Origin of the sequence: Bartonella refiksaydamii (genome assembly GCF_902652675.1) — a bacterium.
Lineage (GTDB): Bacteria > Pseudomonadota > Alphaproteobacteria > Rhizobiales > Rhizobiaceae > Bartonella > Bartonella refiksaydamii.
In genome coordinates, this window is sequence record NZ_LR736291.1 from 12,809 (window position 1) to 33,033 (window position 20,225).

15 protein-coding genes and 3 pseudogenes are annotated in these 20,225 nt (G+C 38.8%); 9 read left to right on the plus strand and 9 right to left on the minus strand.

Annotated features, from left to right (window positions below; all coding sequences use genetic code 11):
- Positions 1-77: 77 nt before the first annotated feature.
- Genes GQO39_RS01800 through GQO39_RS01815 form a run of 4 tightly spaced genes read right to left on the minus strand, consistent with a single transcriptional unit; the run spans position 78 to position 6,926 of the window.
- Positions 78-2,174, minus strand: a complete 2,097-nt coding sequence (locus tag GQO39_RS01800; RefSeq protein ID WP_156850696.1) for a glutamine amidotransferase — start codon at positions 2,172-2,174, stop codon at positions 78-80.
- The gene (locus GQO39_RS01805) at positions 2,174-4,987 is read right to left on the minus strand and encodes a DUF4159 domain-containing protein (protein ID WP_156850697.1); all 2,814 of its coding nucleotides are present in this window, start codon (positions 4,985-4,987) and stop codon (positions 2,174-2,176) included. Before GQO39_RS01805 ends, GQO39_RS01800 begins: the two co-directional genes overlap by 1 nt.
- Positions 4,984-5,895, minus strand: coding sequence for a DUF58 domain-containing protein (locus GQO39_RS01810; protein ID WP_156850698.1), 912 nt, complete (start codon positions 5,893-5,895; stop codon positions 4,984-4,986). Before GQO39_RS01810 ends, GQO39_RS01805 begins: the two co-directional genes overlap by 4 nt.
- Positions 5,895-6,926, minus strand: a complete 1,032-nt coding sequence (locus tag GQO39_RS01815; RefSeq protein WP_156850699.1) for an AAA family ATPase — start codon at positions 6,924-6,926, stop codon at positions 5,895-5,897. The genes GQO39_RS01810 and GQO39_RS01815 overlap by 1 nt, the downstream gene beginning before the upstream one ends.
- Positions 6,927-7,170: 244 nt before the next feature.
- Here GQO39_RS01815 and GQO39_RS01820 point away from each other — a divergent pair, with 244 nt between their 5' ends.
- Positions 7,171-8,424 (plus strand): CCA tRNA nucleotidyltransferase, encoded by a 1,254-nt coding sequence (locus GQO39_RS01820; RefSeq protein WP_156850700.1) that lies wholly within the window; start codon positions 7,171-7,173, stop codon positions 8,422-8,424.
- A 295-nt stretch (positions 8,425-8,719) separates the two neighbouring features.
- Here the strand turns inward: GQO39_RS01820 and GQO39_RS01825 are convergent, their stop codons facing one another.
- Positions 8,720-9,196 (minus strand): tRNA (cytidine(34)-2'-O)-methyltransferase, encoded by a 477-nt coding sequence (locus GQO39_RS01825; RefSeq protein ID WP_156850701.1) that lies wholly within the window; start codon positions 9,194-9,196, stop codon positions 8,720-8,722.
- Between the two features lie 821 nt (positions 9,197-10,017).
- On the opposite strand from GQO39_RS01825, the pseudogene GQO39_RS09425 reads away from it, so the two are divergent.
- The 6 genes and pseudogenes from GQO39_RS09425 to GQO39_RS01860 all read left to right on the plus strand — a co-directional run.
- Positions 10,018-10,344, plus strand: a pseudogene (locus tag GQO39_RS09425) (Rieske 2Fe-2S domain-containing protein); the annotation flags it as partial.
- A gap of 4 nt (positions 10,345-10,348) precedes the next feature.
- Positions 10,349-10,732, plus strand: a pseudogene (locus tag GQO39_RS09440) (hypothetical protein).
- Positions 10,698-11,105 carry a cytochrome b N-terminal domain-containing protein gene (locus tag GQO39_RS01845; protein ID WP_156850703.1) on the plus strand — a complete coding sequence of 136 codons (408 nt, stop codon included), beginning with the start codon at positions 10,698-10,700 and terminating at the stop codon, positions 11,103-11,105. Before GQO39_RS09440 ends, GQO39_RS01845 begins: the two are co-directional and overlap by 35 nt.
- 128 nt (positions 11,106-11,233) lie before the next feature.
- Positions 11,234-11,506, plus strand: coding sequence for a hypothetical protein (locus GQO39_RS09445; RefSeq protein WP_156850704.1), 273 nt, complete (start codon positions 11,234-11,236; stop codon positions 11,504-11,506).
- A 275-nt stretch (positions 11,507-11,781) separates the two neighbouring features.
- A pseudogene (locus tag GQO39_RS09070) lies at positions 11,782-12,321 on the plus strand (cytochrome c1).
- Positions 12,322-12,568: 247 nt separating this feature from the next.
- On the plus strand, positions 12,569-13,009 hold the full coding sequence (locus GQO39_RS01860; RefSeq protein WP_156850705.1) for a PRC-barrel domain-containing protein: 441 nt from the start codon (positions 12,569-12,571) through the stop codon (positions 13,007-13,009).
- 721 nt (positions 13,010-13,730) lie between these two features.
- Here the strand turns inward: GQO39_RS01860 and ychF are convergent.
- Positions 13,731-14,834 carry a redox-regulated ATPase YchF gene (ychF, locus tag GQO39_RS01865; protein WP_156850706.1) on the minus strand — a complete coding sequence of 368 codons (1,104 nt, stop codon included), beginning with the start codon at positions 14,832-14,834 and terminating at the stop codon, positions 13,731-13,733.
- A gap of 260 nt (positions 14,835-15,094) precedes the next feature.
- Between ychF and GQO39_RS01870 the strand changes: the two genes are divergently transcribed.
- Entirely contained in the window at positions 15,095-15,844 is a 750-nt protein-coding gene (locus tag GQO39_RS01870) for a L,D-transpeptidase (RefSeq protein WP_156850707.1), read from the plus strand.
- A 106-nt stretch (positions 15,845-15,950) separates the two neighbouring features.
- Here GQO39_RS01870 and pth read toward each other — a convergent pair whose 3' ends face one another.
- Positions 15,951-16,565 (minus strand): aminoacyl-tRNA hydrolase, encoded by a 615-nt coding sequence (gene pth, locus GQO39_RS01875; protein WP_156850708.1) that lies wholly within the window; start codon positions 16,563-16,565, stop codon positions 15,951-15,953.
- An 80-nt stretch (positions 16,566-16,645) separates the two neighbouring features.
- On the minus strand, positions 16,646-17,272 hold the full coding sequence (locus GQO39_RS01880) for a 50S ribosomal protein L25/general stress protein Ctc (protein ID WP_156850709.1): 627 nt from the start codon (positions 17,270-17,272) through the stop codon (positions 16,646-16,648).
- A 285-nt stretch (positions 17,273-17,557) separates the two neighbouring features.
- On the opposite strand from GQO39_RS01880, the gene GQO39_RS01885 reads away from it, so the two are divergent.
- Positions 17,558-19,057, plus strand: a complete 1,500-nt coding sequence (locus tag GQO39_RS01885) for a helicase HerA domain-containing protein (protein WP_156850710.1) — start codon at positions 17,558-17,560, stop codon at positions 19,055-19,057.
- Here GQO39_RS01885 and GQO39_RS01890 read toward each other — a convergent pair.
- Positions 19,054-19,986, minus strand: coding sequence for a ribose-phosphate pyrophosphokinase (locus GQO39_RS01890; protein ID WP_156850711.1), 933 nt, complete (start codon positions 19,984-19,986; stop codon positions 19,054-19,056). The genes GQO39_RS01885 and GQO39_RS01890 overlap by 4 nt on opposite strands.
- Between the last annotated feature and the right edge of the window lie 239 nt (positions 19,987-20,225).

A 20,225-nucleotide genomic window follows, 5' to 3' on the forward strand; every position in this document is an offset into this window, starting at 1 on the left:
TATTCTTCATCTCATCGGCGTATATTTTTTTGTAAGATGCATTGCACTTTTAGATTTTGGTATAAATACTCAGTTTTTTAACGGCTTTCGCGATACCACATGCTGTTCAATAGTAAAAGACAAGCAAGGAGCGCAAAGAAACCGGAAAAGATCGAAAAATAGAAGGTATTGATTAAACGGGTCTCCGTTGCTTCTTTCAGAACAATTGAATGAGCAGAGGAGGATGTTGGGCTTGTTTGTGATCGAATTACCTTGAGGGGGGGAAGATGAATGCTTTTCCTTTGTTTATTATATAAACGTGTGATGTGCCCGCCAGTCTGTTTACTGATGGGGGCTAATTTTTCTTCCGTTGAAATTAAGTCAAACAATTCGAGATTATCAAATATCCCTACAGAAGAAAGCGCTGTTAAATTGCCATTTTTGATGGTAAAAACACCTGTTTCATCGGTATTAATAGCTGCTGTAAAGACACCTTCCTGTTCTTTTGTAAGGGTAACATTTTCTTTTTTTCCAGAAGGAAAAATTATTTCAGCTGGCTCTGGGTGATCTTTGAGCGTTTGGCGGTGAATCATTAAACGATGTTGGTCGCTGGTGGCACTTAACTTTTCTTCTTCAAGTTCTGGTTCTTTCATAAGCCAATGAGCAATTCTGCGATAAAGAGCTGCATAAGGACCTCCTCCATCGAAACCTCTTGCCCAAAGCCAACTTTCGTCGGAAAGCAACATGCCTACACGTCCTTTACCAACATGAGAAAGAAGTAAAAGTGGTTGCTCATCAGCTCCTTTCATGAGAGCAGTGCCTTTGTATCTGTTTTGAATGGCAATTTGTCGTAGCCATTTTCCCCACTGAGAGGTTGGATAATTAAGTGTTGCAAGTCCTCTTGTGACAGGATGACGTTCACCTTCCTTTGTTAATTGAGGACGAAAAGGTTTTTGAATAATAGCACCATTTGGTCGTGCGGGTAAGATGCTTATTAAAGGTGTTTTTGCAAGCGAGTTTTGTTGGGTAAACTCAGGCCCTGTTACCATCAGCAACGCACCACCCTTTTTTACATATTGGGCAATATAATCATAATAAATTAATGGAAGAACAGCAGAGTGTTGGTAGCCGTCAAAGATGATGAGATCAAAATTACTGATCTCTTCAACAAAGAGTTTTCTTGTAGGGAAGACTACAAGTGATAATTGGCTTGATGGTGTATTATCTGCTTTGTTGGGAGGACGCAAAATAGTAAAATGAACAAGATCAATATTGGAGTCACCTTTCAAAAGATCACGCCATGTTCGTTCACCATTGTAAGGTGCACCTGAAATAAGAAGGACACGCAAATTTTCTCTGATTCCTTCAATAATAGCTATAGCACGGTTGTTTTCGAAGCTTAATTCACCTTTGTGCGCATCGGTGGTAACTTGGATGATATTTTTTTCAGCATGAAGAAGAGTGATTTCAGTTTGAAAAATAACGCCAGGAGTTACAGAATAATGGCCAACTTCTTGTCCATTGATACTTATAGTAATGTTTGCTTGCGTTGGTAGAGATTCTTGGGATTGTCCTTTATCTTCTACCAAGATGGAGAGCATTTGTGGTTTATTAATAAGGGCAAAGCGGGGAGGAGAAACAATTTTGATTTGGCGGTCAAATTCATCTGATCTTCCTGTTATAAGAGCATTGACAGGTGCTTGATGGTGAAGTTCTGAGAGTGATGGAATGTCATGGACTTGTCCATCAGTGATGAAGATTGTACCTGCATAACGAGATGGTGGGACATCAGATAGTGCTTGTGTTAAAGTACTAAACAAATTTGTTGAGTGCGCATATTGATTATCAGCGAGTTTTCCTGCCTCAATAAAGCGTGGCTCAAATTGCGGATAATGCGCCAATACATTGGTTAATTGTGCGCGTGCTGCATCACTATCACTTGTGCGTGTGCCAAACGTTTGGCTTTTGCTGCGGTCAATAACAATGCCTACAGTGCTTTTAACTGGTTCACGTTGCTCTTTTATGATCATGGGATTAAGCAGAGCAAGGATGAGTGCGGTTAATGCTATAAAGCGGAATAAAGAGCCTTGACGTTGTGTAACAAGGCCAATAATGACGAAAAATATGGATAATCCACTTAAGAGGAGAATCCAAGAGAGTGGTAAAAAAGGTTGAAAAGTGATGAATGCTATCATTACCTTCTTTCTCTTTTAAAGCGTTCTAAGAGTGCCGGAACATGAATTTGGTCAGCTTTATAATTTCCTGTAAGCACATAGATAACAATATTTAATCCTGCACGAAATGCCCATAGGCGTTGCATTGGATCATTAGGAATAAGAGGGTATTTCCACATGCCTTTTTCATTTAGTGCCCAAGCACCAGCAAAGTTATTCGCGGTGATCAGAAGGGAACTTACATTATCACCCGTGGCAAGAAAGCTTTTGTTTTTTTTACTTGTCGATGATGATTCAACCCACAAAGGTGAACCACGATAGAGTCCGGGGAAATCAGGCATAATATAAAAAGAACGCGCAATAACATGATCGGTTGATGCTGGTTCAATGGCTGGAATGTTCAATCCCTTTAAGATGGTTCGTAATCTTTGTGTAGCAGGGGTGGCAGCTCCTTCAAGATTAAGGTCGGTATTTATCTGATCACGCGTGTCAAATAAAATAGTGCCTCCGTGTTTCATAAAGTTATTTATTTTTTCAAGGCTTTTTGGAGTTGGTACAGGACTGTTAGCATCAATTGGCCAGTAAATGAGAGGATAGAAGGAGAGTTCATCTTTATCGAGATCAAGTGCTATCACAGAGCTTGGCAAGAGCATTGTACGTTCTGCAATAAATTGGCTTAAGGCTTCTAGACCACTTTTACTCGTTTTATCAATTTCATGATTATTCGTTATCACGTAAGCAAGATGTGTAGAACCAGCTGCTTGTACTATGGTTTCATTATTATTTTCTGTACCTTGTGCATGAACTGTTGGATTATATGAAAATAAGGCGATGATACCTATTGTAAGGGGGAGGAAAAGGAGTATATTGCGCCGCCGGTTGAGAAAAAAAGCACCTCCCATCCATAACATGAGAAAATTGTCAAAGGCGAATAATAAGAGAGCCAATCCTAAAAGTGGGCCAGTAAGATGTTTTTCTTTTGTATTGTAAGATAAAGGACTCTTGCTTAAAGGGGATAGTAATGATGATTGCTTCATCAAGTATGATGAATGATTTAAGAGATTAAGTGCATAAAAATTATTTTTTATGCCGTAGAGTCCAGGTGGGGTATAATAGGAAGGAAGAGGCGGCTCTTGGCCATCAAGGACTAATGGAACAACATGAGGAGGAGGCATTTGTAATTGCCCGTCGGTATTCACTGTTCGCCAAGGATTTTGTATTGTTGTTCCTTTTTTTATGTTTTTTATGTGTGATGGGTTTGTGTTTTCATAGGCGCTTAATGTGATCAGTTTTTGCAACATTTGTGCAAAAAAGCCAGAAAGTAGAAGATTTGACCATGTGGGATCGGGAGCGATATGAATAAGAATGAGTGTTCCTTTGCCACGACGCGTTGCTGTAATAAGGGGTGTTCCATCAGAAAGACTGAGCCATGTTTTTTCAAAAAGATCTGAGCTTGGTTCTGCTAGAATTTGGCGAGTGACAGTAACATCTTCTGGAAAAGGAAGATCGAAGAAGAAGCTATTTTTTGCAAAAGGCGCAAGTTTTTGCGGTTTAGTCCAAGACATAATACTCCCAAGTGAACGTTTACCAGGACGCAGTGGTACTGGTAGTAGGCTATCGTAGTGTTCTGCAGTACTCAGATTCTCCCCTGCAAAGCGAATGAGTGTTCCTCCTTTATTTACAAAATTAGACAGCTTTTTTTCTGCTTCTTCCGACATGTTCACAATATCCCCCATAATGAAAACAGAAGGACTTTGTTTGAGTAAGTGATCAATATCAGTTGAAAGTTCTCTTCCACCGGCTGTTATAAGCTGTGTGTGGCTTTGTAAGGCTTTGATAATGTAGTAAAATGGAGAGAGCAGAGGCTGTACCATTTCATTGGTACCTAGTGAGAGGAGAGCAACACGGTTTACTCTATTGTGGCTGTCTACTAAGAAAGTAGCAGCAGCATGTGCTTGGTTATTGATTTTTATCCAAGCAATATCATTGTGGAGTTCAAGTGGTACATTAAATGGAACAAGCGCTGTTGTTTCTCCCTCAAGAAAGTTTGTTGTAAATTGTCCGAGCAATTTATTGTTTGCATCGTAAAGACTTAGAGTAGCTGGAGTTTTGCCACGTGTCGTTGGACGGATGATGCGCGCTACCATGTTTCCATTGTTATTTTCTATGGCCGCTATGCCGACTAAATCCGAAATATCAGCTGAGTACCATAAGAGTGTTTTGGGTTTTAATTGTTTAATAAGAGCGAAAGTTTGATCATCTTCACTTATTTGTAATCCATCACTTAAGTAAGCAATATCAAGGGGTTTACCTTTGGTTATTTCAATGAGTTTTTTTAGAGCTGACATACGATTGACAGGCCAAGGGTGAGGCTGTAAATGCATTAAATGTTGTTTTATAGTTTTTGCGGGCAAGGGGACTATATTGGAGCTATCATTTTCAGCAGTTGCAAGTAAGTAAATATCTTTTTGATGTTTTTCTGCTTGTGCAAGGAGAGTTTTGGCAATAGAAATGCGTTTTTCCCATTCTCTCGCTGACGCCCATCCATTGTCGATAATGAGTGCAAGGGGATGAGACCCAGAGAGTGTAATTGGCTTTTGATTCCAAGTGGGTTGTGCCAAAGCGATAATAATGAGCGCCGCTATGGTTAACCGTAATACCAGTAACCACCAAGGTGTATGATTTGCGGTTTCTTGCTGATTTGTTGGTTTTGGTAGAAAGCGCAAAGGAGGAAAGAGCTCTTTACGCGGGGATGGAGGTGTTATCCGTAACAACCACCAAATGGCTGGTAGGGATAAAAGTCCTAGTAATAACAAGGGAGCAGCAAAACTCAAAACAACCTCCTGCTGTGAGATGGAGGGCACCCCATTTTATTTGCAAGATGCAAAATGGTTTCTGTGAAGGGCTGGTTTGTTGTACTCACGTGATAGGTCCATCCTTGGCGTGAGCAAAAATTTGCTAACTCTTGTCTCCTTGCTTGATACAGTTTGCAATAGTGCTTACGAAGGTTTTCTGCTTTTCCGAAAATGTGCTTTTCTTTCGTTTCAGGGTCAAAAAATTCTGTGCGACCCTTATAGGGAAAGTTTTCTTCTGCGGGATCAGCAATTTCAATTAAATGAGCCGTGACCTGTTTCGTAGATAAAGTGTTTAAATGTTGAATGATTTTTTCAGGACGATCAAGAAAGTCGCTTATTATGATAGCATGCGAAAAACGCGTAATCGTTGAAAAGTTTGAAAATGGATTTTCACTTTGATGATTTGTCAAAGCTAATGCCATCCGTTCTAGTATATTGGATGCCATTGTAGGGGACATTAAGTTAGGGATAGCAATACGTTCACCACTTTGGGCTAGAAGTGATGCCAATGCAAGGGTAAGAATGATAGCATGATCACCCTTAGAGATTTTGGAAAAGCGCGAACAGTAATGCATAGATGCACTTTGATCAGGACAAAACCAAACTGTTTGTGTCATTTCCCATTCATGTTCGCGTAGGTAAGTATGTTCATCACGTGCTGAGCGACGCCAGTCAATGCGTGTAATGGATTCTCCTTCAACATAAGGGCGAAATTGCCAAAAATTTTCTCCGTTGCCGCGTTTACGTTGTCCATGCCATCCAGTTATCAGTGTCTTGGCGATTTGACGTGCTTGTAGAAGAAAATATGGCATTTTCGCTGCATTTTCATGCAGTTTAACCGCAAGGGTCATTGGAGGCTGTTTTGAAACTTTTTTACCAATAGCCATCAGAGAGTGTCTTTCACGAGATTATTGATAACATCTTTTATGGTTATATTGTCAGAATGTGCGGAAAAATTGAGTGCCATGCGGTGTTGTAATACGGGGTAAGCTAATGCCTCAACATCATCAAGTGAGGGAGCTAAACGCCCATGATAAAGGGCACGGGCGCGGACACAGAGTGAAAGCGCTTGTGATGCTCGAGGACCAGGTCCCCAAGCAATATAAGCATTTGCAAGAGTATTGTCTTTATGAGGGCGGGCTGAACGGACAATCTTTAAAATGGCTTCTATAATATTTTCCGAGAGTGGCATTTTACGAACGATCTTTTGAATTTTTTGCAGTTTTTGAGTTGACAAAATCGGTTTTGCTTTTTTGTTTTTCTCTCTCGTTGTTTCTAAAATAATACGTCGTTCTGTGCTTAAATCAGGATAGTCAATATCAATTTGCATCAAAAAGCGATCCAGTTGTGCTTCAGGAAGTGGGTATGTTCCTTCTTGCTCAAAAGGATTTTGGGTTGCAAGCACATGAAAAGGTTGTGGTAAATCATAACGATTACCGGCAACAGTGACATGATATTCTTGCATGGCTTGTAAAAGAGCTGATTGCGTGCGAGGAGAAGCGCGATTAATTTCATCAGCCATGAGAAGTTGGGTGAAAATAGGGCCTGGAACATAGCGGAAAGAACGCTTACCATTTTTATCTGAATCCATAATTTCAGAACCAATAATGTCCGAAGGCATTAAATCAGGAGTGAATTGGATGCGTTTTTCATCAAGTCCTAATACTGTTCCTAAAGTTTCAACAAGACGCGTTTTAGCAAGTCCTGGAGCACCCACGAGAAGAGTGTGTCCACCAGCAAAAATAGCTATTAAAGCATATTCAATCACATGATTTTGTCCAAAAATAACTTTATCAATTTCTCGTTGTAAAATATCCAATTCTTTGTGTGCTGTATCAATATCATTAATAATTTCTTGGGCTTCATGATTGATATTAGCTTTTTTAAGAGAATTGGATGATGTATCAGGTTGACTCATATTTTTTCCTTAAGGCGTCTATTGAAAAATCACTGATTTTCTCTGCATAATAATGAATATTTTATAATTTGTAACAGAAAATGAGGAGAAAAGAAGTGTAATATGCTGTTTTTTTATATTCGTACATACACAGAGTAATCTATTTGGAACAAACAGATGTGTTGTATAAGGGATAGCTTAGAAATATTGTCCTCATGAGGATATTTGATTAAGGCAATGAGGATAATTTTTGAAAGGTTAAAGGGTGAGTATAAGACAAAATTTTAAGCAGGTTGAGTGGTTACAGCATAGTGATGTCCAAACACTTCTTCGTATTTTGTCTTTGGAGGGTGAAGAGGCGCGTATTGTGGGGGGAGCAGTGCGCAATCAGCTGTTAGGACAGCCTATTAGTGATATTGATATTGCGACAACCTGTTTGCCACAACAGGTTATAGTACGCGCAGAAGAGGCAGGATTTAAAGCTATTCCTACAGGCGTTGCGTTTGGTACAGTGACTGTGGTTTCTCAGTCATGTTCTTATGAAATAACAACGCTTCGCTCTGATATTGAAACGGATGGTCGTCATGCAAAAGTGGCATTTGGTCGTGATTGGCAAAAAGATGCTGAGCGGCGGGATTTTACAATTAATGCACTTTATTGTGATGCTGCTGGGCAGCTTTATGATGATGTAGGAGGCTTGGATGATATTGCCAGCCGGACAGTGCGTTTTATTGGTATTGCAGAAAGTCGTATCCGCGAAGATTATTTACGTATTTTGCGTTTTTTTCGCTTTTTTGCTTGGTATGGAACAGGACGACCTGATGTGCAAGGATTAAAAGCATGTGTTTGTTTAAAAAATGGTCTGCAAAAACTTTCATCTGAGCGCATTTGGGGAGAAATAAAAAAACTTCTCGCTGCTTCAGATCCAATACGTGCTCTTTTATGGATGCGTCAAAGTGGAATTTTAACACGCATTCTCCCTGAAACAGAAAAATGGGGAATTGATGCAATCCACTCATTGGTGAAAGCAGAACAGGCTTCTGGTTGGAAAATCGATCCATTGTTGCGGCTAGAAAGTCTTCTTCCTCCTGATCCCGTACGTCTTCATGACATGGCGCATCGCTTGCGTTTTTCTCATAAAGAAACAATGCGGTTAAAGGAATGGGCAGAGTTAAAAATGATTAGTCAAAACTGTTCAGATGGTTTCGTGCAAAAATTGATTTATTTTCATGGTCGACAGCCGGTTTTGGACCAATTGTCCTTATCTGTAGCAGCAGCACATACTGATGCTTTTGAGGGAAATGGGATTTCGCAAAAAGTAGAAGATTATGAAAGACTTTATCAGCTTGCTCAAAAATGGCAGATTCCAACGTTTCCTGTTAAAGGCAAAGATTTGATAAAAAAAGGTTTTTCTAAAGGAGTGCTTTTGGGGAAAAAACTCAAAGAGCTAGAAATGATATGGATTGAAAGCGGATTTTTAATGGATCGTAATGCATTATTAGAAAGAGTTAATTCATAATACGGACTTTTACAAAAAAGCTTTTGTTATTTTTATGGCAGGATTGTTTGTAGTTGCTTGATTATTGGTAGCAGAAATGGTGCGGTGAAGTGTTTAGCTTCCAACTCTTAATCTTATTTTGCATAATTTTTTCGGATGATTTGTAAAGGTGCTTTGAAGATTATAAAGTTTTAAGAGATTGTAGGTCCTAGGAAAATGTGGTGATTGCGTTCTTTTGAAAATTATAGGCTATGTACAATACATGGGGCGTTTTTATCAATGTATTGAATCTCTTAATGAGATTTTTGTATTTTCTTTATGAAGTTTTTCTTTTCTCATTATAACCAATTTGGCGAAGCGCTTCTCCTGTTGTTATAGCGACGCTCATTGCAAGATTGAGAGAACGTGCGTGTGGTTGCATGGGAATTTTCAGTGCACAGTCAACGGCTTCATGAATATAGTCGGGAACTCCAGCTGATTCACGACCAAAAAGTAAAACGTCGTTTTTCTGATAGCATACCTGCGTATAACATGTTTTTGCCTTTGTACTCAAAAGCAAAAGGCGACGGTTAAAGTGTCTCATGTTTTTTATAAAATGTTGCCAATCAATGTGTCGCTCTAGCGAGGCGTATTCAAGATAATCCAACCCTGCTCGCTTAAGGTTGCGATCTGACAAATTAAAGCCTGCGGGCTCAATAATGTGCACATGTAAACCAAAACAGGCACTAAGACGCAGAATTGTTCCAGTATTACCAGCAATATCGGGTTGAAAAAGAGCAATGTGAAGTGTCATATTTCATGTAGTATGATTTTTCTTTCGTGTTTGTAAAGAAGCTCTGTATCTTATTCAAAAAAAATAATTGAGAAGCACGTAATTTTTGTGTTTACCTGTTATTCAATTTAGATTTCAAGGAAAAGCTATGCTCCTCAATTTGTTATTAGATGAGTAAAGCATGAACAGTGAAAAATGATCATGATTAATGAGTTTCAATACAGATTTGGATGATTAGAAGAATGTGTCCTATCCAGAGAATGTCCAGTTTATTTTTCTCGCAACATTTTGTTGCTTGAGTCAGGTGTTTATCCGTGAAAGAATTCGATTAACAATAAAGATCGCTCGTGGAGTCATACCAGTTATCAAATAGGCTTTTATTATTTCTTTTATAAGTATTAATTATGGGACAAGCTTTATTAACTCGACAAGATGATAAAGCAGGTTATACGTAGAATTTCGATATTGTTGGTAGAGGAAATAGCAGAATATTTAGTGAGTCAAAAATCAAAGGAATTCTGGGGTTTCGTAGTAAATAGGATAGCTGTAAAAGATAATATATCTGAGAATATTGCTTTATAGAGCTTGAGAATGTTGAAGCTGTATCTACAATTGGAATAAGAAAATTTTAATTTCCAAATGTAGGATTTGAAAAACAAAAAAGTGTCGAAGATAGCAAGTATGGGGAATGTTTATGCTCAATTATTTATTGAAATTGCGTTTAGTTAGGGAAAGACAAAAAAGAACAAATCATATAAATGACAAAAAGTCTTTTGAGGGATATTTTTCATGGTTGAGGAGGCTAAATGATCAGGGATTATGTAATGGGGAAGGGTATGGTAAAAGAAATTTCTGAAGCTCGTGCTACCAAATTGGATATTCTTAGAGATTGTCAGGCGAGTAATCCTAATCTTGAAGGTGAAGAAGAAGCGACGGATTTCGCGCGTTCTGCAGGCGAGGGACGTGAGAATTGGCTTATTATCATTAATCTTTGCACGCATCTAGGTTGTATAACACTTGGATAATTAGGTAAATTTTGGGGCTAGTTATGCCCGTGCCATGGCACTGCTTATGATACATCTAGAAGAGTGCGCTCAGGGCTTGCTCCTTATAATTTAGTTATTCTGCCCTATCAATTTCTTTCTGATACTTTGCTGAAAATAGGATAAAGTGATGGCAAAATTTCCTTCCTATTTTCCTAAAAGTGCTCTTTCCCGTTGGTTTGATAAGCGTTTGCCTCTCCCTCGTCTTTTTTATAATGTATTTGTCATTTTTCCTGTTCCACGTAATCTTAACTATTTTTATACATTCGGCGGTATTTTGACCGTTATGCTTTTATCACAGCTTTTGACCGGTATTGTATTAGCACTGCATTATGTGCCAGATGTTCATTTAGCTTTTGAAACTGGTGAACATTTTAGGCGTGAAGGGCAGTTTGGTTAGCTTTTTCGTCCATGGCATTGTGTAGGATCTTCGTTCTTTTTTATTGCTGTTTATATCCATTTAGCACGTGGTCTTTATTATGGTTTTTATAAAAATATGCGAGAAATGGTTTGAAACACGGGGGGTGTATCTATATCATTATGATGGCATAGCATTTTGGGGTTATGTGCTGGTTTGGGGGATGATGTCTGTTTCCGCAGCTTCAGTGGTTGCAGGCCTTTTAAAAGCTGTTCCTTTAATGGGGACGTGGTTGCATGAAACGTTTCTTGGTGGTTATAGCGTAGGACAACCAACCTTGAACCGTTTTTGTGTTTTCCATTATTTATTGTCATTTGTTTTGCTTTTTCTTGTGGGGCTGCATATTTTTGCACTCCACCAAATTGGGCAAGCTAATCCAACCGGTCTTGCAATGCAATCAGATGAGGAATTTGTTCCTTTTGCGCTTTATGCGCTTATCAAAGATATTTTTGCCATTACTGTTTTTTGATTTTTTTGGTTTGTTTTTTGTTTTATATGCCTGATTATATGGGACAGGCTGTAAATTATAGCGCCGCTGATCCTTTAAAGGCGCCTCTTTGTGTGGTACTAGGGTAGTATTTTCTGCCTTTTTATGCGATGTTGCGTGCTATAACCTTTAATATTGGTGCTCTTTCATCAACTTTTCTGGGTGTTGTTCTCTTAGCTGGTTCGGTTTTCGTTTTGATTTTTGTCCCATGGTTAGATTGCTCTAAAATATGTCCCGCAAGATATCGACCTATTTATAATTTTTTTGGGGGCGTTAATTATCGATGTTGTTTTTACTTGGTTGGCTTGGTTCACAAGAAATCAGTGACAGAACCCTTTTATAGACGTAATTGGCTACAGCATATTATTTTATATTCTTTTTGATTGTTTTACCGCTCCTCCCTTCTTTTGAAAAGAGTCGTTCTCTTCCTTCTTCAATTATTGAAGATCTGAAACAGAAAAAAATGTTCTATGGTAAAAGTTTTTATTGTATTGATTGTTATAATAGTGATGAGTTTTTCCTCTCACAGTATTGCTGGTAATGTCTTTGATACAGAGGGAGTCTATTTTTTCCTTTACAATCTCCTAAAAAACAGGAATGGAGCTTTTCAGGACCATTTGGGGCTTATGATAAGGCGCAATTACGGCGTGGGTTAAAAATTTATAAACAGGTTTGTTCTAGTTGCCATGGGTTAAAATATGTAGCTTTTTGTGATTTGAAAGCGCTTGGCTATGATCAGGAATAGATTAAGGTTTTTTCTAGGCAATATGAAGTAAGCGATGGACCTAATCGAGAAGGGAAATTTTTTAAATGCGCAGGTATTGCAACAGACACTTCTCCTTTTGCTAATGAAGAAGAAGCAAAATTTGTTCTTAAGGGCGCTTATCCTTCAGATTTATCACTAATGGCACGTGCACGTGTTATATATTTACCGTTTCCTGCTTTGATTACTGATGTATTGATTCATTATAATGCTGCTGGTCTAGATTATATTACGGTTCTTTTAACAGGACATCAGAAGGTACTAGAGAATACAAAATGCTGATGATTATTGGTATAATCTTATTTTATTGCAAGTAATTCTTTGACTATGGCACCTCCTCTGAGGGATGGTGTTGTATCCTATGAGGATGGGACTCCTGAAACAGTTGAACATTATGCACGTGATGTTTCTGCTTTTTTTGATGTGGGCTGCTGATTCCACATGGAGTTTCGTAAAAAACTGGTTTTCGTGTTATTTTATTTCTCATCTTTTGGGGAGGGCTTGTTTATATTTTAACAGTCCGTATCTGGTATAGTTTAGAGGAGGAACTTGAGAAGAAAACAAAAGATTGAAAAGGAGAAAAGGCTAAGATTCTGGTATTGAGAAAGTATAGGGAACAAATCCGGTTACGATGCATTGAGGCTTTGTAAAGTAAAAGCAAAGTAAAAATGGAGATGTTAAAATGAAAAAAATTGCATGTACTACTCTTATGTCAGTTTTGATGGCTTCTAGTACTTATGCCCAGTCTTTCGCTGTACCTTCTAAACCTGAAATGATTTCTTCGATGGGTATCGTTCAGGTGGGGTCAGATATGTCTGTGCGTTATGTTACACCTTTAGCAACTGATTTTGTTGCTTCAAGTCTTATTGGTGCAAATGTATACAATTTAGAAGATGAAAATATTGGTGAAGTAAAAGATATTATTCTGCGTGAAAATAACATTGCGGGGTTTGTTATTGCGATTGGTGGTTTCCTTGGTATAGGGGAGAGTTATGTAGTTGTTTCTCCAGAAACAATCCAGATGATAAATGATTATGGCAAGTGGAAACTTATTACGAATGCAACAAAGGATTCTTTAAAGGAAGCTCCTACATTTAAATATGAAGGACGTTGGGCACGTTAATTTTGCGTTCCATTTTCTATAGACAAAACCGTTGCTATTATAGATAAAATGGTAGCAACTGTTTTTTCGTGTTTTTTGAAGGTAAAATTATTTCAGTTTCTTAAAGAATTTAAAGGCATAATTTTTTTGAGGTGAGGAAGTTTTTTTAAGATTTTGATTTGTTTAGAGTAAAACGCTCTAGATGGCTAGCGCATCTAAAAATACCTCAAAGGGGATACTTGTAGATTTAGAGGAGCGTTTGAGAATTCTATCCCCCATCTTTAAAAAGATTCATAAAACAAGATGTTCTTTACATTGGATAACTCATTTATAAAGGCAATTTATCATTATACGATTTGAATGAGAGTCTTGAATACAGGAATATTCTCTCATTTTATTCCCCTTATGATGAAGCACAAAAATCATTCTCTTGTATTTCACAAGAGGAATCACTGTGTGGATAAGAGCCGTTTAAGAAAGAAGTAGAAATGTCTCACACGGATTGTCTCAATGCAAAAATAGTTGCATCATTTGGAGTTTACAAAGGAAATAATGATGCTAGCTTATAACCTTTACAGGCGGAACTGTAAAATAGGATTAAGGGCAACGAGAGATGTTTCTTTAAGGCAAGCGTGTGAATGAGTAATACAACAACGCACCATTTTCCGTGAGAGGTGTTCTTCATTAAAGAAACGCTTTGTTATTTGCTTAATAAATGTAACACATTGAGATGAAGTAGGTATTATGTATTATGTTTAAACAACATAATATCACCGTCTTGCACAATGTACTCTTTGCCTTCATCTCTGGCTTTGCCAGCTTCTTTTGCGCCGTTTTCTCCACCCAGAGCAATATAATCATCGTAGCTGATGGTTTGGGCGCGAATAAAGCCGCGTTCAAAATCTGAGTGAATTACGCCAGCTGCTTGGGGTGCTTTCGTGCCACGCGTAATTGTCCACGCTCGTGTTTCTTTAGGTCCGCACGTAAAATAAGTAATGAGGTCAAGCAAATTATAGCCAGCGCGAATGAGGCGATTTAGACTTGGTTCGCAAAGTTCTAGGGCATTAAGATACTCGGAGGCTTCTGCATCATTAAGTTGGGTGATTTCAGCTTCGATGGAAGCAGAAATGATAATGCTTTGAGCGTTTTGCTCTTTTGCCATTTTTTCAACCATTTGGGTAAAGCTATTTCCATGAGCGGCGTCATTTTCACTTACATTGCACACATAAAGTACAGGTTTGGAAGTTAAAAGATTTAAGCTCTCAAGGATGTGGTGTTCATCGGAAGAGATATCTTTAAGTAATAAGCGGACAGGACTTCCTTTCTGCAGCAAATCTAATGCTACTTCCATAACGGGAAGAATCGTTAGAGCTTCCTTATCTTTTCCAGTTGCACGTTTACGGATTTGTACGATTCTCCGCTCAAGACTTTCAAGATCCGCGAGCATGAGTTCCGTTTCAACAGTTGTGGCATCAGAAACGGGATCAATGCGTCCTTCTACATGGGTAATATCTTCATCTTGAAAACAGCGTAAAACGTGGATAATGGCATCGACTTCGCGGATATTAGCTAAAAATTTATTGCCTAAACCTTCACCTTTTGAAGCACCACGTACAAGTCCGGCAATATCAACAAAACTGATGCGTGTGGGAATGATTTCTTTTGAGCCAGCGATAGAAGCAATTTTTTCCATTCGCAAGTCCGGAACGGCAACTTCTCCTGTATTTGGCTCGATTGTACAAAAAGGATAATTGGCAGCTTGTGCTGTCGCTGTTTTTGTTAATGCATTAAAAAGGGTTGATTTACCAACATTAGGTAATCCCACAATACCGCATTTAAAACCCATGAATGTCTTCTTTTCTATTGTGATTATTTAGTTAAGATAAAGTTTTTTAGAATTTCTATAGCATATTTTGAGGAGAGTCATAGTCTCTTGTTGTTGTCGGTAAAAAAATCTATGTTAGATAAGCTAATCTGCTTTTTTGCCGTATTCTAAATATCCCCTATCTTATATCATAATATGAAGTCAGAATTAACGTTAACAATGTGCTAAGTTTTTCATAGTAAGCAAGTCTACATGAAAAATTAATTGGAGAAAATATAAGAGTGTTATCTCGTTATGCCTTTTTAATTGCAGCATCTTTGGCTTTGGTTGGATGTGCTACGCGTCAGTCAGATGTGTCATTTGTTTCCTCTCAACAAGTTCGGTATATCCCAGCAGAAATGCAGGCTTTGTATGGACCTGTAACAAATGAGCCTTATTTATTGCCTGCTGTTGATCTTTCGACAATTGATCCAAAGTTTTGGCGTCAAAAAGTGATTTATTATACGTCTTATCCACCTGGTACATTGGTTATAGATACGCAGGAGCGTTTTCTTTACCTTATTGGTGAAAATGGGCAAGCTTTGCGTTACGGTATCGGGGTTGGTAAAGAAGGGTTGGCATTTGAAGGTGAAGGGGTTGTGCAGCGCAAACGCCGATGGCCAAATTGGGCTCCTACAGCGGCAATGATGGCTCGAGAACCAGAACGTTATGGTCATTTGGGTCAAGGAATGTCACCAGGTCCTGATAATCCATTGGGGGCACGAGCACTTTATCTTTTCAAAAATGGACAGGATACCCTTTTCCGCATTCACGGTTCGCACGAGTCGTGGTCGATTGGTCACGCTATTTCAAGCGGGTGTATACGTTTACTCAATCAAGATATTATTGATCTTTATGATCGTGTTCCCACTGGTTCGCGTGTAGTGGTGCTGCAAAATGGTGAGGGTAGACCTCGTGTTTTAAGTCAACAATCAAATGTTTACGATCCATTACAGTCAACAATCAATCCAGATCCAAGTGAAATTTTTTAATTCTAAGCAGGGTAAGCTTATTTAGTATCATTCGATCATTTTAGGTTTTCTGCTCGATCTCTCTTAAAAAAGAGTATTTTATGAGCAAGAATTGTACCAAGTAGTATTATTGTTTTATGTTCTGGAAAAATGGGTCGTTATTGTGAAGATCTTTGTTTTTTATTGTTTGTGAGATTTTGTTCATAAAGAGGCACTTGTCACCTTTTATGAGGAAAGCAATATTTTTTGCAATCGTTTCTAAAAGGGGGGATAACCATTCTTGATCAGATTTTGTAAAGTTTCCTAAAACATGCTGATGAACAAGTTCTTTGATTCCAGGATGTCCGATCCCTAATCGTATACGGCAGTAATCATTACTGCAATGGGCATCAATAGACTTTATACCATTATGTCCATTATTCCCTCCACCGATTTTTACACGTACTTTTCCCGGTGTTAAATCTAGCTCATCACAAATAATGATCAAATTCTTCGAATCTAATTTATAAAATCGCAAGGCTTCACCAATAGCTTGGCCGGAGAGATTCATGAACGTTTGAGGTTTTATAAGAAAAGTTTTTTCACCATTTATGAGACCATTGGAAATTTCGGCTTGAAATTTTTTTGACCACGGAGAAAAAGAGAAGGATTGGTAAATAGCATCAACAGCCATAAAACCGATATTATGGCGGTTATTTTGGTATTGTGAACCAGGATTGCCAAGACCAGCAATAAGCCACATGCGTACCTTCAGTAAAGTATGAGCGGTTAATAAATATCTAAAAAGTTAAGGCGGGGAAAATTCCCGCCTGTTAAAATTTATCAAGTTTCTTTGTTGTTCTCGTCATCTTCTTGCCCAGAAATCTCATCACTGACATCCATGCCAGCAGGAGCTGCAATGGTTGCAATAGTAAAGTCTCGATCTTGGATGACTGGAGTAACATCTTTCGGCAGTTGCACTGCAGAAATATGTATAGAATCACCAATAGAGTAGCTGGAGAGATCAATCTCAATTGCTTCAGGGATAGCATTTGCTGGAGCGATACATTCAATTTCATGTCGAACAATATTGAGGACACCTCCTTTTTTAAGTCCAGGAGCTGTGTCCTCATTGAGGAAGTGTACTGGAATATTCACTTCCACAACAGATTTTGCTGAAATACGGAGGAAATCTACATGTAAGGGAAAGTCACGCACGGGATCCAATTGGTAATCTTTTGGTAAAACCGTAATTTTTTGTTTGCCAATTGCAATAGTTGCAACAGTGGTACGAAAGCCACCAGCGTGAATTTTGTGGAAAATTTCTTTATAGGGAACTGTGATTGCCAAAGGGGGCTGTTTTTCACCATAAATGACAGCAGGAATGAGACCATTGCGGCGAAGTTCACGGGAGGACCCCTTACCAACCCGCTCGCGTATCTCGGCCTTAAGAATATAGCTTTTGCTCATGATTTAAGTCCTTTTACATGATTGGAGATCCATCAAAAACCAACAACAGTTTTTGCATGAATATGAAGATATGCACTGTCAAGCAGCGATTGCTCCATTCTGCGTTGCCTCCAAGGGTGTCTACGCAGAAGTTTTTCTATAATTCAAACTATTCACAGATGCAAGAGTTGTGGGAAAAAACGATGATTTCTATCGTCGGATAAGAGGAAATGTTACAAGCATAGTTTAGATGGAGAATAAATAACTTACTAGCTGTTATATTCAAAATCAAATAGTGGAGATATTATGAAGGTTGAAATTGCCTTGGGTGAGATGGCAGAATGCCGTGCTTTGCATAAATCTGTGCCGGCTTTTGTTGATTTAGAAGAATTATTAGCGACGCGTCTTCTTGTGCAAGGCAATTCTGGTTCAGGAAAGTCTCATCTTCTTCGCCGTCTTCTTGAACAAAGCGCTTCATGGGTACAGCACTGTGTAATTGATCCAGAGGGTGATTTTGTCACTTTAGCAGATAAATTTGGTCATGTTATTGTGGAGGCTCAACGCAGCGAACTAGAATTGACACGTATTGCTCAACGCATTCGTCAACATCGGGTTTCGGTGGTGTTCAACCTTGAAGGTTTAGATACTGAACAACAGATGCGCGCTGTAGGGGCTTTTCTTGGTGCATTATTTGATGTGGAACGTGACTATTGGTATCCCATGCTCGTTGTTGTAGATGAAGCACAATTATTTGCTCCAGCAGCGGCAGGAGAAGTTTCTGATGAAGCGCGTAAAATTTCACTTAGTGCTATGACTAATCTTATGTGTCGGGGGCGCAAGCGTGGTCTTGCTGGTGTCATTGCTACACAGCGTTTGGCTAAACTTGCCAAAAATGTAGCTGCTGAAGCCTCAAATTTTTTAATAGGGCGGACTTTTTTAGATATTGATATGGTGCGTGCTGCTGATCTTTTGGGAATGGAACGTCGCCAAGCGGAAATGTTTAGAGATCTTGAGCGCGGTCATTTTATAGCTTTAGGTCCCGCTTTATCAAGGCGTTCCTTACCGATTATCATTGGTCCTGTCGAAACATTGGCACGTTCTTCTAGCCCCAAATTAATGCCACTTCCAACAGAGCGGGCTGATGTAAAAGAGCTTGTTTTTACTGCTTCACCGGAGGAAATTTTAATTCCATTTAAACAATCACGAGAGTTGGTGAAAGAAAAATCAATTCATGAGATGTTAGAAGAGGCAGTTCATAAAAAACAAGAATTGTTAGAAGAAGAACCAAGCTTATTTCCTGAACTGTCTATCGTTGATCGTGATAAACAAGCAGAACGCGTTATTCGGGAAATTCTTGATGATCCTGAGGCTTTTTATCGTTCAACCGCGGTGCTTTATCAAGATTTTTTAGTTCGTTGCCGTATTCATGGTTTGTCAGGAGAACTTTTAAACCTTTCGCAATTTCGGCGTAAATTAGCTATTGCTCAGGCTTGTGTTGATGAAAAAACCGCTGTTAGTGAAAGCTGGAAACGCGTTCTACATCTATCAGAAAGTTTGGAGGATGATGTTCAAGGTGTTTTTTTGAATGTAGCACAAGCTGCTTTGAGCGGACAACCATGTCCATCAGATGCATTTTTGGCACGTCTTTATGGAACCCATTCTTTAAGTCGTGCACGTCGACTTTTAACCTACTTTGAAGAGCGTGGACTCATTATTATTCATACGCATTTTAGTGGTCAACGCATTATAGCTTTTCCTGATCTTGGTGTAGAAACAGCACTAGGAGATCCAAAGGAACCAGTTTAACCGAATAAGCTTGAAACAGATTGTTCTGCTGCTGTTCTTGCAATTGCTTCTCCAATCAGGTCGGCAATTGGCAAAACACGAATATTATGTGCTTTTTCAATTGCTTGTGTTGGCATAATTGAATCTGTAATAACCAATTCTTTCATTTCTGAGTTGGTAATGCGTTCGATAGCATCTCCAGAAAGAACACCGTGTGTGATGTAAGCGGTGACGCTATTGGCACCGTGTTTAAGGAGAGCACTCGCTGCATTGCATAGCGTTCCACCTGAATCAACAATATCATCGAGCAAAAGGCAATCTTTTCCAGATATATCTCCAATGATATTCATCACTTCTGATTCGCCAGGACGATCACGACGTTTATCAACAATAGCCAGCAAACTGTTTAAGCGCTTGGCAAGTGAGCGTGCGCGTACTACTCCACCGACATCAGGTGAAACAACGATCACATTTTCAAGAGGGTAATGGATCTTGACATCGCGAGAAATGACGGGAACCGCATAGAGATTATCTGTTGGAATATCAAAAAAACCTTGAATTTGTCCTGCATGAAGATCCAATGTTAAAACGCGATGGGCTCCTGCTTCAGTAATCAGGTTGGCAACAAGTTTTGCGGAAATGGGAGTCCTTGGTCCAGGTTTACGGTCTTGGCGAGCGTAACCAAAATAGGGTATCACAGCTGTGATACGACGCGCCGAAGAACGACGAAGAGCATCAATCATGATGAGCAATTCCATCAAATGATCGTTTGCAGGATAGGAGGTAGATTGCAAAACAAACACATCTTGTCCGCGGACATTTTCATGCAATTCTACAAAAATTTCCTGATCAGCAAAGCGCTTCACAGTTGCTTTACCTAAGGGAATGTTTAAATAATTTGTAACATCTTCAGCTAAACGTGGATTAGAATTTCCGCAGAAAAGTTTCATGTTAGAACCTTTAAATAATTACAGTAGAGAGCAACAACGACTTTTAACTTCTTGTCACCAGATTGCAAGGAAACAATTACGAAAGCATTACAATTTTATCTACCATTATTAAAGAGGGATGCATTTTGTTTTTTCTTCTTCAAAGATTTTTATTATTTTTAAAGCAAAGTTTTTTATCCATGGAGAAGAGAGGTGCATATTGATTAAGCTTTTTTTGCTTTCTTTATAAAAGAATAGCT

What these genes read in the sequence shown, in the direction of transcription:
- GQO39_RS01800 (WP_156850696.1), bottom strand. Translation starts at nt 2,174, where the DNA reads ATGATAGCATTCATCACTTTTCAACCTTTTTTACCACTCTCTTGGATT.
- GQO39_RS01810 (WP_156850698.1), bottom strand. Translation starts at nt 5,895, where the DNA reads ATGGCTATTGGTAAAAAAGTTTCAAAACAGCCTCCAATGACCCTTGCG.
- GQO39_RS01815 (WP_156850699.1), bottom strand. Translation starts at nt 6,926, where the DNA reads ATGAGTCAACCTGATACATCATCCAATTCTCTTAAAAAAGCTAATATC.
- GQO39_RS01825 (WP_156850701.1), bottom strand. Translation starts at nt 9,196, where the DNA reads ATGACACTTCACATTGCTCTTTTTCAACCCGATATTGCTGGTAATACT.
- GQO39_RS01845 (WP_156850703.1), top strand. Translation starts at nt 10,698, where the DNA reads ATGGTTTTTATAAAAATATGCGAGAAATGGTTTGAAACACGGGGGGTG.
- GQO39_RS09445 (WP_156850704.1), top strand. Translation starts at nt 11,234, where the DNA reads ATGTTGCGTGCTATAACCTTTAATATTGGTGCTCTTTCATCAACTTTT.
- GQO39_RS01860 (WP_156850705.1), top strand. Translation starts at nt 12,569, where the DNA reads ATGAAAAAAATTGCATGTACTACTCTTATGTCAGTTTTGATGGCTTCT.
- ychF (WP_156850706.1), bottom strand. Translation starts at nt 14,834, where the DNA reads ATGGGTTTTAAATGCGGTATTGTGGGATTACCTAATGTTGGTAAATCA.
- pth (WP_156850708.1), bottom strand. Translation starts at nt 16,565, where the DNA reads ATGTGGCTTATTGCTGGTCTTGGCAATCCTGGTTCACAATACCAAAAT.
- GQO39_RS01880 (WP_156850709.1), bottom strand. Translation starts at nt 17,272, where the DNA reads ATGAGCAAAAGCTATATTCTTAAGGCCGAGATACGCGAGCGGGTTGGT.
- GQO39_RS01885 (WP_156850710.1), top strand. Translation starts at nt 17,558, where the DNA reads ATGAAGGTTGAAATTGCCTTGGGTGAGATGGCAGAATGCCGTGCTTTG.
- GQO39_RS01890 (WP_156850711.1), bottom strand. Translation starts at nt 19,986, where the DNA reads ATGAAACTTTTCTGCGGAAATTCTAATCCACGTTTAGCTGAAGATGTT.